The 16014-nt window shown below is 40.5% G+C and carries 15 protein-coding genes and 2 riboswitches; of the genes, 11 read left to right on the top strand and 4 right to left on the bottom strand.

The window, feature by feature from the left end:
- Positions 1 to 136 precede the first annotated feature (136 nt).
- Together ACFQ4A_RS09760 and ACFQ4A_RS09755 are read left to right on the top strand one after the other, a co-directional pair.
- The gene (locus ACFQ4A_RS09760; protein WP_382400025.1) at positions 137 to 1414 is read left to right on the top strand and encodes a TRAP transporter large permease; all 1278 of its coding nucleotides are present in this window, start codon (positions 137 to 139) and stop codon (positions 1412 to 1414) included.
- 100 nt (positions 1415 to 1514) lie between these two features.
- Entirely contained in the window at positions 1515 to 2363 is an 849-nt protein-coding gene (locus tag ACFQ4A_RS09755) for a M55 family metallopeptidase (protein WP_382400023.1), read from the top strand.
- A gap of 366 nt (positions 2364 to 2729) precedes the next feature.
- Here the strand turns inward: ACFQ4A_RS09755 and ACFQ4A_RS09750 are convergent, their stop codons facing one another.
- Positions 2730 to 3026 carry a transposase gene (locus tag ACFQ4A_RS09750; RefSeq protein ID WP_382400021.1) on the bottom strand — a complete coding sequence of 99 codons (297 nt, stop codon included), beginning with the start codon at positions 3024 to 3026 and terminating at the stop codon, positions 2730 to 2732.
- Positions 3027 to 3412: 386 nt separating this feature from the next.
- On the opposite strand from ACFQ4A_RS09750, the gene ACFQ4A_RS09745 reads away from it, so the two are divergent.
- From ACFQ4A_RS09745 to ACFQ4A_RS09710, 8 genes are all read left to right on the top strand, one after another.
- The gene (locus ACFQ4A_RS09745; protein ID WP_382400019.1) at positions 3413 to 4147 is read left to right on the top strand and encodes a GntR family transcriptional regulator; all 735 of its coding nucleotides are present in this window, start codon (positions 3413 to 3415) and stop codon (positions 4145 to 4147) included.
- 14 nt (positions 4148 to 4161) lie between these two features.
- A complete protein-coding gene (locus ACFQ4A_RS09740) occupies positions 4162 to 4671 on the top strand; it encodes a TRAP transporter small permease (protein ID WP_382400017.1) in 510 nt (169 codons plus the stop codon).
- Positions 4668 to 5942 carry a TRAP transporter large permease gene (locus ACFQ4A_RS09735; protein WP_382400015.1) on the top strand — a complete coding sequence of 425 codons (1275 nt, stop codon included), beginning with the start codon at positions 4668 to 4670 and terminating at the stop codon, positions 5940 to 5942. The genes ACFQ4A_RS09740 and ACFQ4A_RS09735 overlap by 4 nt, the downstream gene beginning before the upstream one ends.
- A gap of 18 nt (positions 5943 to 5960) precedes the next feature.
- The gene (locus ACFQ4A_RS09730) at positions 5961 to 6764 is read left to right on the top strand and encodes a creatininase family protein (protein WP_382400013.1); all 804 of its coding nucleotides are present in this window, start codon (positions 5961 to 5963) and stop codon (positions 6762 to 6764) included.
- A gap of 33 nt (positions 6765 to 6797) precedes the next feature.
- On the top strand, positions 6798 to 7802 hold the full coding sequence (locus ACFQ4A_RS09725; RefSeq protein WP_382400011.1) for a TRAP transporter substrate-binding protein: 1005 nt from the start codon (positions 6798 to 6800) through the stop codon (positions 7800 to 7802).
- Positions 7803 to 7879: 77 nt separating this feature from the next.
- The gene (locus tag ACFQ4A_RS09720; protein ID WP_382400009.1) at positions 7880 to 9055 is read left to right on the top strand and encodes a M20 metallopeptidase family protein; all 1176 of its coding nucleotides are present in this window, start codon (positions 7880 to 7882) and stop codon (positions 9053 to 9055) included.
- Between the two features lie 314 nt (positions 9056 to 9369).
- Positions 9370 to 9660: a sigma factor gene (locus tag ACFQ4A_RS09715; protein ID WP_382400007.1), complete on the top strand. Its 291-nt coding sequence runs from the start codon at positions 9370 to 9372 to the stop codon at positions 9658 to 9660.
- Entirely contained in the window at positions 9654 to 9983 is a 330-nt protein-coding gene (locus ACFQ4A_RS09710; protein WP_382400031.1) for an IS110 family transposase, read from the top strand. Before ACFQ4A_RS09715 ends, ACFQ4A_RS09710 begins: the two co-directional genes overlap by 7 nt.
- Before the next feature lie 615 nt (positions 9984 to 10598).
- On the opposite strand, the gene ACFQ4A_RS09705 is transcribed toward ACFQ4A_RS09710, so the two are convergent.
- Positions 10599 to 11297 carry an IS4 family transposase gene (locus ACFQ4A_RS09705; RefSeq protein WP_382400005.1) on the bottom strand — a complete coding sequence of 233 codons (699 nt, stop codon included), beginning with the start codon at positions 11295 to 11297 and terminating at the stop codon, positions 10599 to 10601.
- A complete protein-coding gene (locus tag ACFQ4A_RS09700) occupies positions 11260 to 11754 on the bottom strand; it encodes a DUF4372 domain-containing protein (RefSeq protein ID WP_382400003.1) in 495 nt (164 codons plus the stop codon). Before ACFQ4A_RS09700 ends, ACFQ4A_RS09705 begins: the two co-directional genes overlap by 38 nt.
- Before the next feature lie 290 nt (positions 11755 to 12044).
- A riboswitch (SAM riboswitch) is annotated at positions 12045 to 12158 on the top strand.
- A 277-nt stretch (positions 12159 to 12435) separates the two neighbouring features.
- On the opposite strand from ACFQ4A_RS09700, the gene ACFQ4A_RS09695 reads away from it, so the two are divergent.
- A complete protein-coding gene (locus ACFQ4A_RS09695; protein WP_382400001.1) occupies positions 12436 to 13845 on the top strand; it encodes a YfcC family protein in 1410 nt (469 codons plus the stop codon).
- A 1203-nt stretch (positions 13846 to 15048) separates the two neighbouring features.
- Here ACFQ4A_RS09695 and ACFQ4A_RS09690 read toward each other — a convergent pair.
- Positions 15049 to 15519 carry an acyl-CoA thioesterase gene (locus ACFQ4A_RS09690; RefSeq protein ID WP_382399999.1) on the bottom strand — a complete coding sequence of 157 codons (471 nt, stop codon included), beginning with the start codon at positions 15517 to 15519 and terminating at the stop codon, positions 15049 to 15051.
- A gap of 144 nt (positions 15520 to 15663) precedes the next feature.
- A riboswitch (cobalamin riboswitch) is annotated at positions 15664 to 15842 on the bottom strand.
- Positions 15843 to 16014 lie beyond the last annotated feature (172 nt).

Genomic DNA, 16014 nt, shown 5'->3' with positions numbered 1-16014 from the left:
TGATTCATAGGGAAGACCTCTTTTCTGTGAATGTTGTTGGCTAACTCTATTCTACAGGAAAGGGTCTTCCTTTTTCTATGAACATCATTTAGTCATTTCTATTTACACAAAATATTTTACACTCTCGGAGCGCTTAGTGTTATTGTTTTTAATTGGGTTATTTCTATTATTGTTATTTTTGGGTGTTCCAATTGTAGCTGCTATGGGAATTCCTGCTGCGATTTATTTTATTATCACAGAAATCCCCTTGTCTGTGTTGACTGGAACGATGTTTAAATCGATAAATAGTTTCACTATGGTCGCCGTACCGCTATTTATTCTAATGGGCTATTTAATAAACACATTTCGTGAAACTGATAGAGTATATACTTTTGCCCGCACTATATTAAGGAATGCTAGAGGTTACTCTGCTAAGGTTAACGTCGTTATGAGCTTGATCCTTTCTGGGATGTCTGGTGCCGCACTTGCAGATATAGCAGGATTAGGAAGAATACAAATTAGAGCAATGGAAAATGAGGGATTCACGCGAGGATATGGTGCCGGTGTAACATTAGCCACTTCCATTATCGGTCCTATTTTTCCTCCTAGCATACCACTTATTATTTACGCTTTAATAGCGGAGGTCTCGGGTATACAAATACTCTTGGCAGGAATCATTCCTGGTATTTTAATTGCGACTTGTTTATATACTTATGTCTCTGTAGTTACTAATTATAAATTAAAAAATGTTGCTGTAAAGAGTTATGAACCTATAAAAAAAGGTGAAACTTGGGACAGTTTCCAAAAGGCTTTTCCAATGTTGATTGCTGCTCCGATTGTCATTTTTGGCATGCTATTTGGAATATTTAGTCCCGCTGAGGCAGGAGCTATGGGGGTACTTTATCTACTAATTTTAGGCATTCTTCATAAAGAATTCACTTGGAAAGGACTGGTTGATTCCTTAAAGGGGACCTTTATAGCAACAAGTACAATATTGTTGATTGTAACATCAGGTTCTATTTTTACGACAGCGTTAACATTAGAAAGACTTCCAGAATTAATATCATCAACACTTTTAAATTTTACGAGTACTAAAGTAGTGATAATCCTAATTATTATTCTTATGTTGTTAATTGTTGGCATGTTTATGGATGCCATTCCGGCATTGATAATGATGACTCCGATTTTTTTAACTGTCGCTACTCAAGTGGGCATAGATCCGATCCATCTAGGGATAATTATGGTATTCACCTTAATGATTGGTACGGCAACGCCGCCAGTAGGTATGGGCCTCTATACAGCGGCTAGCGTTGCTAATGTTTCCCCATCGACTGTTGCGAAAGAATTAGTACCACTTTATATTCCCATTTTAGCGGCTTTGCTTATCGTTGCTTTTATACCAAGTTTGACTTTGTGGGTTGTTAATTTATTCTAATACACAAATTTACTTGAAAAGTTTTGATTGTTTCCTATTGAAAATGTGAGTAAGACATGCACTGGATAAGTTATTTATTTTCTGAGGGAGGAAGGCAAAAATGAAAGTATTTATTTCAGCAGATATGGAAGGGATTTCTGGGGTAGCAACTAACGTTCAATTAAAAAAAGAGAGTGAATATCAGCGGTTTAGAAAGTTGATGACAGAAGATGTAAATGCGGCAATTGATGGCGCGTTTAAAGGTGGAGCAACTGAAGTGGTCGTTGCGGATGGCCATGCGAATATGTCTAATATCTACATAGAGTATTTAGACAATCGAGCGCGTCTTGTGTCTGGCAGTAACCGCGTGATGTGTCAATTAGAAGGGCTTGATGATTCTTTTGATGCGATAATGTTTGTAGGTCACCACGGACGACAAGATGGCTCAGAACGTACCGTTATCAACCATTCGTTATCTAGCACGTCTCTATCAGAAGTGAAAATAAATGGTACTGTTGTGGGAGAGACAGAAATGAATACGAGAGTTGCTGGCCATTTTGGTGTGCCAGCAGTGTTTATCTCTGGTGATGATGCTTACTGTAAAGAAGTACAAGAAACACTTCCAGATGTTGAAGCAGCTGTTGTGAAGCGTGGGATTGACCGGTTTGCAGCAGAGCTATTGCCACCTGAAAAAACCCAGAAGACTATTCGTAAAAAAGCTGAAGTGGCTATTAAGAAGGCTAAACAAGTCGAAGCCTTTAAGCTCCATGGATCTGTGACATTTGAACTTGATTTTAAACTTACAAGCCAAGCTTTAATGACAACAACGATTCCGTCAGTTCAATTAACGAGTCCGACAACGATCAAATTCACTAATGATAATATTGTAGAGGCTTACAAGCTGATGTGGGCCTGTGTGATTATTGGTATGTCAGCGGAACATGGCATTTTTGCACATATAAATCGATGACGGATACATGGGAATGGCTTGAATTTTTCAGGTATAATTGAAGTAAAACAATTTTAAAACCGGGCTTCGTTACTTATTTAGAGAATATTTTTCTAGCAGGAATGCTTCCTATATTAAATTCTATTCGTAAGGGTCGAGTGGCTATCTCTTAATCGGTAGTTAAGAATGGAACAACAAATAAGTAAATTTTATGTATGGCTCAGTTCTGATTGAACTGGGTTATTTTTCTTTGGTTTCGGAGGCTGAGGGTTTTGATCATCATCGTCGCTGTCCGAATTGCCTGATTGGCCCAAAGATGTTTCGTCACTTTGCTTCTTTCTTCCAAGTAATCTTCAATGGTTTGAACCGGGGCCAGCTCTATTTCTTTCAGCTATGAATGGACGCGTTTGCCCGCACTTGTGTACCGTCTATCACCGGTATGAACATCGGGGCGGACGAGTCCGGAAGTAATACACTGATCACGACATGCGTCATGATATTTTCAAAAATACTGTTATGACACCAAAGCGCTCTTGTTTTAACAAGTGTTGTTCGATCGGGAAGGGAAGATTCAAATTCCAGACCGCAAAACCACAGATAGCCTGCATGCATGGGAAGCATTTCAAACAGTTCCCGTTCCGAGTGATCAAAAAGATACTTCAGCACAACTAACCGTACTACCAAAACAGCTTCGTAGACGGTCGGCCTATTTTTTTGGAGTAGAGAGGCTGCACTCAATCGTGGACAGCGGAAAGTCAATAACATACTTCATTTTTCTCAGGATATGGTGCTCGGGAACGATATCCTCCATAGCAATATATTGAAACATGCTAGGTTGAATGTGGTTTTGCTTTGGCGAATGCATTTTTGACCATCCTTTTTATTACTGTGTTACTTACTATATTCGACATTTTGTGGGGAAAATCCTGTTTTAAGACAACTTTTTCACTATACTTCTAAAATATACTCCATAACCAAAATTAAAAAAGTATTGACAATTATGTAAATGAGCACTAATATATTACATAATCAAACTTTGTTATAACAAAGTGTGTTGAAGGAGGGTATTATTGGCTGGGAAAACGCTTTCTGGAGTTATATTTGAGGACTTATACAACAAAATTAAATCTAATTACTATTCAGTTGGAGATGTATTACCAACAGAAGAGGAGCTTCAGGAAATGTATGGCGTAAGTAGGGCTCCAATTAGAACCGCCATGTCGCAGCTCAAAAATGAAGGCTTTATTCACAGGAAGCCAGGCATCGGGACCATAGTAGCAGAAAATACTATTTTTTCCGATTGGACCCCGATGGGCGGGTTTAGTTCACATTTCCGCTCCCACGAAGGTGAGCTTGTATGCAACACAGTTGATGTCTCTAAATCCATTGTAAATGAAGAAATAACGGAAACCTTAAAGCTTCCTGAGGGTGAACCAATCATTCAAGTGATTAGGGTAAGAAAAGAAAATAATTCGCCAATATTTCTTTTGAAACATTACTATCCAGATTCGGTTGACATGGAAAAAATAAAAGAAGCAGGCGATATTCTATACATGAGACAGTTTGCAACACATGTGTTAGGTATCAATTTTGAATACGTTTCCGAAGAATTAACAGCTGTAGAGGCAGATTATCAGCAAAGTGTGCTGCTGGAGACCAATCCTGGTGATGCGCTTCTTAAAATAAAAAGAACCTCTTTTGACAAGGATTACAACCCAGTTGAGTATGTTGAATACTTTGTAAAAAGTCAAAATTGGCCTTATCAAGTTATTTTTTCAAAAGGTGGTGGGCCATTTGAAAACTGAATGGAGGTGTGAAGGTGGAAAAACGAAAGGATTTTGCTAAAATACTCCGTTATATCGTTGTTGTGTTACTGCTTGCGATTGTATTTATTACACTCCTTCAGGTGTTCTTTCGGTTTGTATTGGATAGTCCGTTGGTTTGGACGGATGAGCTCTCCAGGTTTTTACTGATATGGATGGTGTTTTTGGGAGCAGGGATTGTCTCGTTTGATGATAAACATTTGGCGGTCAATGTTCTGCAGGAAAACATGCCACCACGTATAAAACTAATTAGCGATTTAATTGTTAGGTCCGTCATCATTATCTTTTTGGGTATTCTTATCTATACATCAATCGATATCGTGGCAGCAGCACATTATAATCGCTCGGGAGCACTCGAAATTCCATTCTCTTATTGGCGTGTTTCCATTACGGTTGGATCGATTTTAATGATTGGCTATACCGTACTAAGAAGTGTGTTGGATGTAAGGGATTACCGCTCCGGAACGTATGGTGACGACTCAAGTAAGGAGGGGACGGAGACATGATATTCTTAGTCGTAGCATTAATGGTGGTCTTAATTGTAGCCGGTATGCCCGTTGCCTTCGCGCTGGGGTTAAGTTCACTTGTGTATTTGATGATTGAAGGCATTGATTTGGCCATGGTCGCCCAAAGTATGGTTAGGGGAGTGGACTCGTTCACATTATTAGCTGTTCCGTTTTTCCTTCTTGTAGGTGAGCTAATGAACTCTGGCGGGATCACCAATCGAATCATTGATGTCGCCCGCGTTTTTGTGGGGCACCTTAAAGGAGGTCTCGCTCAGGTTAATATTTTGGCCAGTGTGCTCTTCTCGGGTATTTCTGGGTCTGCGACAGCCGATACGGTTGCTTTGGGTTCTGTACTGATTCCGTCGATGGAACGTGAAGGGTATGATAAGCGGTTTGCCGCTGCTATTACAGCTGCCTCTTCCATCGTAGGCCCGATTATTCCGCCTAGTATTACACTCATTATTTTCGGAATTGTGACACAGCAACCTATTGGTCCGTTGCTGATTGCCGGGTTGATACCTGGGTTGCTACTGGCTATTTCGCTCATGGTTTACACCTATTTTACGGCCAGCAAACGAAACTATCCAAGATATGAGCGCGCAAGTATCAAACAAGCAGGAAGTGCATTCAGATCAGGGATTGTGGCTTTATTGTTGCCTGTCATAATCGTCGTAGGAATCGTCTCTGGTGCATTTACACCAACTGAAGCAGCAGCCGTTGCTGTGTTATATGGTATTGTTATTACATTTTTCTATTATAAGAATGTTAATATTCGGTCGTTTACGCGTATCCTCAAGAATGCGAGTTTTGATTCAGCAAATGTTTTGTTCACACTTGCCGCAGCCACAGTGTTTGCATGGGTCGTAACAGTTTCAGGCATTTCCGATACATTGGCAGATTTCATCCTTGGTTTTTCTGAAAACTCTTATGTGATTCTTACGTTAATGGTTATCTTTATGCTTCTTATCGGATTATTTATGCTACCTTCTGAAGCAATCATCGTGTTTGCTCCAATTTTGACACCAATTGCGATTCAAGTAGGAGTAGATCCTGTCCACTTTGGTGTCGTAATGGTTCTGACACTGACAATTGGAGGTGCTTCCCCGCCAGTCGGCATACTTTTATATATCGTGGCTGATATTGCCAAACTAAAATATACCAAATTGGTTAGGGAAATGGCTCCAATGTACATTCCCTTAGTGGCTACAGCGTTTATAACAGCCTTTTTCCCATCGCTGTCTTTAATATTAATCGAAACATTTATGGAATAAACAACTAGGAGTGATAGCATGAGCAGCAATAAACACGCATTGCACTTAATGACTTGGAAAGAAGTTGATCAAGCTTTTAAAAAGGATCCCGTTATTATTGTACCTTTAGGATCTATGGAAGAACATGGCCCTCACTCGATTACTGGGGATTATCTTGCAGCTGTGGAGTTAGTAAAAAGAGTCGCTGAGCAGTCAGGCAGTTATTACATTCCGCCTGTTCCTTTTGGCAATTCGGAATACTTTAGAGGTTATCCTGGTACGATTTCACTGTCTCAAGAAACCGTCCTCCGTATTTTGGAGGAAATTTTCCGTAGCCTAACCGAGCATGGTATTACGAAAATTCTAGTATTCAATGGCCATGCCGGTAATAGTTCGGCAGTCGATCAGGTTGCCCGGAAGGTAAAAAGAGAAAGCAATATTATGATAGCTGCCGTTAATTTATGGCAATGGCTCAGTAAAAATAATAAAGAGACAATCTATCAGGAAGAAGACCCATCAGGGCATGGCGGCGAGCCGTTGTCTTCCATCATGAGTTACTTATATCCGGAGGAAATGCGGATGGATTTACTGGAAGAATGTGAGATGAAAGATCATTGGGAATCTTTCTCTATTGAAAGCTTTAATAAAGTAAGTACAGAGACGACCACAGCGAATCTCTTTTTCGACATGGAGGAGATCTCGCACGAAGGTATTGTAGGCAATCCTGCCAACGCGTCTTCTCAGCGTGGTGAAAAGATTTTAGAGACGTTGACAAAGTATGGTGTGGACTTGGCTGAAAAAATTAAAGCTTCTAATATGGTGCAGAAAAAGAACAACGCGTAAATCACTTCATTTTATAATTTTAGGAGGTAGACTATGAAAAAATTAGTATTGGGTGTTGTTTTAAGCTTAGTTTTCTTAGCTGCTTGCGGAGGTGAAGAGTCATCTTCGGATGATGGAGGCTCCAACGAAACATTTAGCATCTCTTACAGCACATGGGCTAATGAAGGTGAACCGGCTTATTTAGGTATGGAGCGCTTTAAAGAGATTGTTGAAGAGGAAACAGATGGTAATGTGGAAATTGAATTGCATCCGGGAAATCAGCTTGGTTCAACTGTTGAACAAATGGAGCAGGTGAAGCTGGGCACAATCGAAATGATGTCGAGTGGTGACCCTGGGATGGACGAAATTGAATATCTGGCGCTGCCCTATTTAATGGATTCGAACGCCCATTGGACAGCAGTCCTTCAATCTGATATCGGACAAGAATGGAACGACCAATTGATTAATGAACAAGGCGTGCGTACAATCGGCACTCTGCCGCGTGGACCGCGTGTCGTTTCCTCCAACGTTAAAATAACAAAGCCTGAAGATATGGCAGGAATGAAAATTAGAGCGCCGGCAGTTGATTATTATGTACAAACGTTTGAAGCGCTAGGTGCCAATCCTACTCCAATGGATTTCGGTGAAGTCTATAGTGGCTTACAAAATGGTGTAGTAGAAGGACAGGAAAACCCGCTGGAAACAATCTATTCTGCTGGTTTCCATGAAGTTCAGGATTATGTTATTAATACAAACCATATGTATAAACCAGCGTTCGTAACTATAAATGAAGAATTTTTCCAAAGCCTGCCAAGTGACTATCAGGACATTTTGCTGAGCGCTGCAGAAGAAGGGCAAGCTCATGCACAGGAAAAATTGAAAGAAAATGCAGAAGAAATGAAGGCGGAGATGGAAGAAGAAGGCGTAACGTTCGTAGACCCGGATATCGAAGCCTTTAGAGAAGCAACGCAATCTGTAAGAGACGAATTAGGTACTAAAATCTGGGGCGAAGAAACGTATAATAAAGTTGTAGAGATGGGTCAACAAGATCTGGAATAGTTTTTTATTACAAGGGTCGACTAACTAAACAGGTTAGTCGACCTCCAAATTTGTATGAAAGCAAGGAGGACATTGGATTGCGGATAGATGAGATGACAGAAGAGATACAGACAGAAATGGTAAAAATCAGGAGACATCTCCATAAAAACCCGGAACTGAGCATGAAAGAATACAATACAACTAATCTAGTAATGGACGTCCTGAAAGATACGGCTATCGATTTGCAAAAGCTAAAAGGGGATACCGGGGTCGTCGGTGTACTGAGAGGGAAAGGGGAGGGTCCTACCCTTGGCCTAAGAGGTGATATGGATGCCCTGCCAATTAAAGAAGCAACAGGGTTGGCGTTTTCCTCAGATAAAGAGGGCGTCATGCACGCTTGCGGCCATGATTTGCACACTTCAGTCCTGCTTGGTACGGCGCTGGTGTTGGATAAAAAGCGGGATCAACTGAATGGAAATATTAAATTTATTTTTCAACCTGGTGAAGAAGTTATGCAGGGAGCTAATTATGTTATTGATCAGGGTGTTTTGGATGCTGAGCCAAAAGTGGACAAGATTATTTGCTTGCATACGTGGCCTCAAGTCGATGCTGGAAAAATTGGCGTGCGGAAAGGGCCGATTATGGCGGCAACTGATGCATTTGATATCCGAGTCGATGGCTCAGGAGGACACGCCGCTCACCCTCATAAAAGTATAGACCCGATTCCCGTTGCAGGCCAAATCGTAAGCGGTTTGCAATCGATTATCTCGCGTCGTATCTCCCCTCTCGATTCGGCAGTTGTCACGTTAGGGCAGATACATGGGGGTGAAGCCAATAATATTATGGCCAGTGAAGTTAGACTGTCTGGAACCGTCAGATCATTGGATCCCGAAGTAAGAAATCATATTAAAAACAATATTGCAGAGATTAGTGAAAACATAGCCAAAGCACATGATACCCAAGCAGAAGTAACGTTTCACCTTGGAAGTCCGCCTGTTATTAATGATGAAAGCTTGGTTGATATTATGGATACAGCGGTGAGAAAAGAACTCGGCGATGATAACCTGGTTTATCTTCCTGAACCATCCTTGGGTGGCGAAGATTTTTCATTTTATCTAGAACATGTGGATGGTATGTTGTTCAGGATCGGTACGAAGAATGATCAAGAACAATCGACACGTTCGTTGCACAATCCTGGGATTATTTTCGATGAAAAGGCTATACCGGCTGGGATTACCGCAATGAGCTCGTTTGCTGTGGAATTCTTAAAATAAAATATCCGCTTTAATTATGATAGAAACATTCTTGCCTGAATAAGGGGTGAGAATGTTTCTTTTTTTGAGGGGCGCTGGTGGGGTGGTATGGGCGCGATGTTGCTCGGCATGTGCTGAAGAGTGGTCATCGGGCGAGTGCGGGCGCGATATGGGCGGGAAAGCAGGATCATGGGCCGGTGGGTTCACGGGATCTCGGGCCATAACCATGCGAGCTCGCTATATCATGCCGCAGAAACCGCCGTGTGCCAGGCGTTGCCTCTGTGGTTCTTTGAGGCCTACTGAACATTCAAGAATCAAATTAAGGAGGTGAACACATGCATGACAAATATAGACAATCGTTTGAAGAGATTTTCAAGCAGAATGAACGGCGAATCCACTATCATATGCATAAGCTCGGTATTCATGACGGGCAGAGGGAATATTACGTGGAAGGCATCTATGCTATGTGGATAGCTTACAAGAAATACGACCCGAACAAAAGCCAGCTCGGAACCTACTTCAACTACACCATCCGCCATCGCCTCATCGACATGCTCCGGAAGAAAACGAAAGAAGTCCACCACCAGCGGCCTGTAAGGGGGAAGGTTATCATGTCCGAATATTAAATTCAGCGACTACAGCACAGGAACGACAGGACCTGTTGAACTGTTCTAAAATAGATAATCTTGATCTGATGGCGATTGTGCAATCCATTATGCATAATCGGGGGACATCAAGCGGGTTATCCTCGGGTAATATCCATAAGCTTCAGACATTGACACGTGCGCGCCGTGAACTGGTACAGGAAGAGAGTGCTGTACAAAACCGAATTCGTGTTTATGTTGATCATATTTTCCGAGAGTACCAGGGGAAGAGTATTGGGTTGATGGGAAGCGTAAGCACATTCAGTCCTTTTCCAAACTGTTCGGTAAGGCCTCGCGTTATTTGATGCGATATTGTCTACATCCGGGGGGATATCCTTGAATTAGGGGACGAAGGACTTCGGGCAATTTCAATTCGTAAGAACTTGAAAATACGGGATAAATTAATAAAAATCCTTCTTTCTTGACTTTGCACGGGATTCCATCACTAATCCCAATGGGGCCGTCGAGGCGGAACAATTTCTTTTAGTTCAAAAACTGGATCAACTGGAACAATGGACAATAACTCTGATTTCGATCATGCAGGACAATTAATAAAAATGGCGAGGACAAACCCAATAGTCAAACAATCCGGCGGCAGGAGTCCTTCCTATTTTCAGAATCGTGGATCAAAATTTTGCATTTAACTTTTATCAGCTTACTGATTATATTCAGCATCATTAGTGTTGCATAAAAACATTTTCTACTTTGTCAAACAGTCAATGACTTCCATAAAATGTATTATTTGTAATATTTAGTATAATCATTTCGGTCAAAAATAAAAAAGTCAAAAGGAATATGAATGGTAGCTTATCCACAATTTTCCAGTTAATATTAAAGAAATATTGGATCGTATGTCAGGTCGTTAAGATGGCTCACCTCGCCTTCTTCAATTGACTTACAAGGAATTGGAATTCTTCTTCTCAATTGTAATTTTGACGGCCTTTTGATGTTCGGGTTGGCTTTCGGAAAAAAGACCGTAAAAATTCGTCCAATGGCTGGAATAAAAGGGTTTTGAGCGTTCGTTTGATTTCCAGCACCGACCCTTCATGATTGAATTTCAACTGTAATAACACTTGTAAGCAATATGTAATTAACGCGATCCAAATTTGGGTATAGACGGCATTTTCACTTTTGCCATAGAATGTTTTGACTTTTAAGTGCTGTTTCACCCACTTAAAGAACGTCTCGATTTTCCAACGATAGCGGTATAGATCACCAATTTCCTTAGCCGTTAAATCGAAACAATTGGTGATAATGATGACCACATTGCCCTCGCTGTCTTTCGTTTTAATGAGACGCAATGGATAGTCCATTTTCGTTCTATTTTGCGCATTGTCCAAATACACCTTCTGATCAAGAAAAATGTTATGTTCCGTGTCCGGTTCCTGTTCCGAGACAACTTCGATTTTTGCGTTTTTCTTGATTCTTGTGATGAAACGGACGTTTTTCCAGCAGAGTTCATCAAATTGTTTGTAATCATTATAGCCCCGGTCAAACAAATGGATGGCGTCTGAATCGATATCGACTAATTCATTCATTTGAGTGCGATCCGCGTGTTTGGCAGGCAGCATAACAGCTTTATCAGGCATGGTTATATCTTTTGTGATGACTACGCGCATGTGCAGCCGCACGCCTGATTTTGTTTTTCGAAACGTCGCCCAGGGGATACTGGCTTAAACTCATCGACACAGTGGATGAATCAATGACCAGCAGTTTCCCAATGTCGCGTACAATAGATTTATTTTTCATTTGCGCCTGTACTTCAAACACCAAGTGTCTAAATACCTTTTCGAACGGTGGAAGATCGCACTGTTTCCGGGAAAGCTGCGAAGTGCTGATGGTATCCATTTCAATCGCCTGTTGAACGCCCTGATTATCCTTGAGTTGTTTTGAAAGATCTCTTAAACTTTCAGCCTCATTTAACTGTGCAATAATCAACAGTTCCAGAAATTTGTAGGCTGCCAGCTTCTTTATGTAGTGGTCAATGTTCGAAACGTTGATCACATTTAAGAATTTCTGTTCATCAAGAACCTCGAATAATTTATTAATTGTGGATTTTGTGGTATACTTGTCCATAAGTTGTCTCCTTATAATGGGATTTGGACAGAGCTACCTGTTCCCATTATAAGGCTTTTTTATGGATTTTAAAGCCTTAATTTGCACAATTCCCAATATTATTGATTTAGTTCATTGTAGGGGAATGCTTGACAAATTTAGATAATATTTATGCAACGCTACTGATAATAAACGGTTTAATAAAGAAATTTACTCTTCATAGCTGACTACCCGACAAAAATCGTTGACAAAAAAGTCTTCCAAATATATAATCGTTTCAACATTAATGTAACTTCATATTTTTTAATTTATGCTTATCAAGAGTGATTGAGGGACAGGCCCGATGACGTCCGGCAACCTCCTTATGAGAAGGAAAGGTGCCAATTCCTGCAGAATAACTAGTTTTTTATTCTGGGAGATAAGGCGAATAGATGTTTAGCCTCTTTCCCATTGAAAGAGGCTATTTTTGTATCGATTTATAAATTTATGAGGCCAGCTAAACGACAAGGAGGATAACATCAATGATACAGAATAAAAATCAAAGCAATATTTCAAAACCTTTCAGAAATAGCGGCAATATGAGCTGAAGGACGTTATTTGTTGCGGGCGAAATGAGTCTGTATTCAATGGCACATATAAGAACAGGCATTACTATTAAGCAATAGACGTATTGATTAAACTTAACATCAAGGGAGACTAACGATGCAGAATGAAAAGAAACGTAAAAAATGGCTGGATCGCATTCCACATCCATTGGCATTATTATTTTATATTGTTGTTGCCGCAGCTATTTTGACGTATATTATTCCGGCTGGATCTTATGAAAGGGAAACCGTTAATGATACAACTCGAACCATTCCTGGGTCATTTGAATACATAGAGAACAGTCCTGTAGGCATTATGGATTTATTTACTGCGATTCCTGAAGGGTTTCAAGAAATGTCAGATATCGTCTTTGTCACATTTGCCGCGGCCATGATGTTTGGACTGTTAGAAAAAACGGGGATGCTTGAAAATACAGTTGGGACATTCGTTCGTAAAGTTGGTATTAAAAGGCGTTTTCTTGTTGATGTTATTATGACATTTGTTTACGGATTTTTCGGGATATTTATTGGCCTTGAAAATAATATCGCGCTTGTTCCAATTGCAGTTTTATTAAGTGTTGCAATAGGTGGAGATGCCATGCTCGGTGCGGGTATTGCCATAGGCGGTGTGCTAGTAGGATTTGGCCTTTCTCCGTTCAATCCTTATACGGTAGGTGTCGGGCATAGGATAGCGGAAATGCAACTTTTCTCAGGATGGCTTTTTAGAAGTATCTTAGTGGTTGTTACGTTATCTGTATTAGCTTATTTTAACGTTAGATATTTTAAAAAGATTTTAAGGAACCGGGATAAAAGCCTTGCTTATGACATTGATACCTCAGACATGACACTTAGTAAACCACTTGGTTCCTATCACATGAGAAAAAAGGATATTGCCATGTTACTTGTGTTTATCGCAGGGATTATTGTTATGCTATTTGGCATTTTTACACAAGGTTGGTATATCAATGAAGTTGCCGCGATATACCTTATGATAGGCATTGTCTGTGGGATTATTGCAAGAATGAATGCTAGTCAAATCGCTCATGTATTTGCGAAAGCACTTGAACCGAGTGCATTAGCAGCTATTCTGATTGGTGTTGCCATGGCCACTCAAGTCGTGATGAACCATGGAAATATCAGCGATACCGTTGCTCATGGTCTTGTCTCGGTACTAGAACATTTACCAACAACGCTGGCTGCTGTATTCATGACAATATCCCAGTCGATTATTAATATTTTGATTCCAAGTGGCAGTGGTCAAGCAGCCGTGACGTTACCCATTATGGTTCCTGTTGGTGATATGTTAGACATTACACGGCAAACGACAATTTTAGCGTTCCAAATTGGTGATGGTCTTACAAATATATTTTCACCTACATTAGGTGGGTTAATGGCAATGCTTGGATTATGTAGGGTGCCTTATGGAAGATGGATTCGGTATATTTTTCCGTTCGTCATGACAGCAATCTGTATATCTTGGGTCGCCTTAATCATTAGTGTCTTAATTAATTGGGGAGGACCAATTTAAGTAACGTTCCTGATAACTGGACTGACATTGTCCATATAGGAGATCGACTAATAGCAGAGTTGGATCATGACAATGAGGTGGATCTTTTTGCTATTAGCATAAAAACGCAAGATGGTCTGCAGCTTGGTTATGTCCCTGGCATATATGTACAAGCTGTTCACGCTTTGTTAAACCGCGGGGATGAATTGACCTTAGGGTTCCGCAGCTCCACCCGAATTTTTCGCTGCAATGGTGGGTACGTGTGGAATTATCGGCTGTTATTGAAGATTTAAATAAAGATGATGAGGAATCCGGTCATCTCAAGAGTCTTATTTTCCGGGAAACGGCATAGGAGTTTAAGTCTTTGCGTTCGCTGAAATCATAAGAGAAATTAAAACGGGCATGGATAGAGGAAAATTCTAAACCATGTCCGTTATAACGAATTAAGGAGTTGAATTAAGTGAGTGGGTAAGGTAACTAGGCATATACCAGAAAAGATGCCGCCTATGCTTTGCTGGAAGTTATCGCATTAATTGAATTGGAAGAAAAGAAGATTCATCCGGATGATGTAAGGAATCAGTGCTTGTGAATGATGTCGGATAGGGATTGCGATTACAAAGGTTGGGAGAAACTTATTGCAAAAACTTGACTCCCTCAACATGAATGATTGAAAAAAGGGTAAATGTAGGTATAATTAAACTAGAATTAAGCATAGACTCTAATGGAGGTGAGTTTATGCTGCGAAGGGGGACGAATAAAAATGCCAAAAGTAGCAGACGTTACTCCTATGGATATTAAATTTGACGATGAAAAAGAGCGTGAACAATTTATTAACTGAGCACATGATAAAAGTACGGTTGATCAGCCTAACATGATTGAAATGAGAAAAAAATAAAACAAGCTAGAGAAATTCAGAGGAGGATGAACAAACATATTAATACTGATAAGATTAGGTCAGCAAGCGTTTCCAATCAATTCACAGAGGATGTTGGCCTTTTTAATTGTTCTGATTCGCTGACGCATATAATCGAAGCACATAAAAAAGCCGAGCCCAAAATTATTGGTTGGCCTCGGCTTACCTTACGCTGGCATGATCCAGATTGGGTCCAAAGAGCATACAATCTTTATAATCTCAACAGTTGCCGTCTTATGTAATAAAACAATTCTTGATTGCGTAAGGCATAATCAAGTAATGCTTGGGGCAATGTTGGAAGTATATCAAAATCATCTTAGAGCTGAACGGTTTTGCCGGTGAGCTTTCCTAGACGGGGCGGTATCATACAGCCGCTTTTCTTCCTTTGTTTCAGGTATAATAGAAGGAACTGATTTTGGATTTCCTTCTGTATCGACGGCAACCATCGTTAAGAACGATTCCGTCGTCATAACTTTTCTACCATGAAGAAGATCATCCGCATAGACTTTTACATACACCTCCATCGATGTACGTCCCGCCCTGGTAATGTTGGCCTCTAAAGTTAACGCATCGCCCACTTTGGCAGAAGATAAAAAATCGACAGAGTCAATCGACGCTGTAACGACTACACAATTGGAGTGCTTCATGGCTGTCAATGCAGCAATTTCATCAATATATGCCAGTACTTTTCCTCCGAATATGGTATCCAAGTGATTCGTATCCGGCGGTAATACTAATCTTGTTTGTGTCATTTTTGAATAGCTGACTGGTAATGATTCCAAGAAAATCGTTCCTCCTCAATTTAAAATAATAAAAATGCACCTTCTATACGAAGATGCTTGAGAATAAGCTCATTATGAACACGGAATCATTACAAGTGAGCCCTGAAAAATTTCCACGTAACATCCTCCTATCTCCCGTAGGAATTCATGTTCTTCCTTATGGCAGGTCTCCTGACTCAGATTCATCAACACATAGCCCTTCCCGTTCATTAACAGTGGTTCTTCTATGTGCCTCCTCTTTACAGTGGCGGGACCGCGCTGGATTTTCACCAAACTTCCCTTTTCAGCTTCTATACGAAGCCACCATAAGGCGTATACAGTTTTAACCTAAAAATACTTTCTCTTAAATTCAATATCTCTTAAATGCGTTCATCTGTCAACCGGATAGGTTTGTAAAAGATGTCCAAAGTCATCGAGGATGTCATCACAATTAGTCACGTGCCTGTCACTTCCCGCTTTTTGTCGATTTATTCGATCTCTCCTATTTTTATTTCA

It is taken from the genome of Lentibacillus salinarum, assembly GCF_042679865.1.
In the GTDB taxonomy this organism is placed as follows: domain Bacteria; phylum Bacillota; class Bacilli; order Bacillales; family Amphibacillaceae; genus Lentibacillus; species Lentibacillus salinarum.
This window is presented reverse-complemented; position numbering and strand designations above follow the sequence as displayed.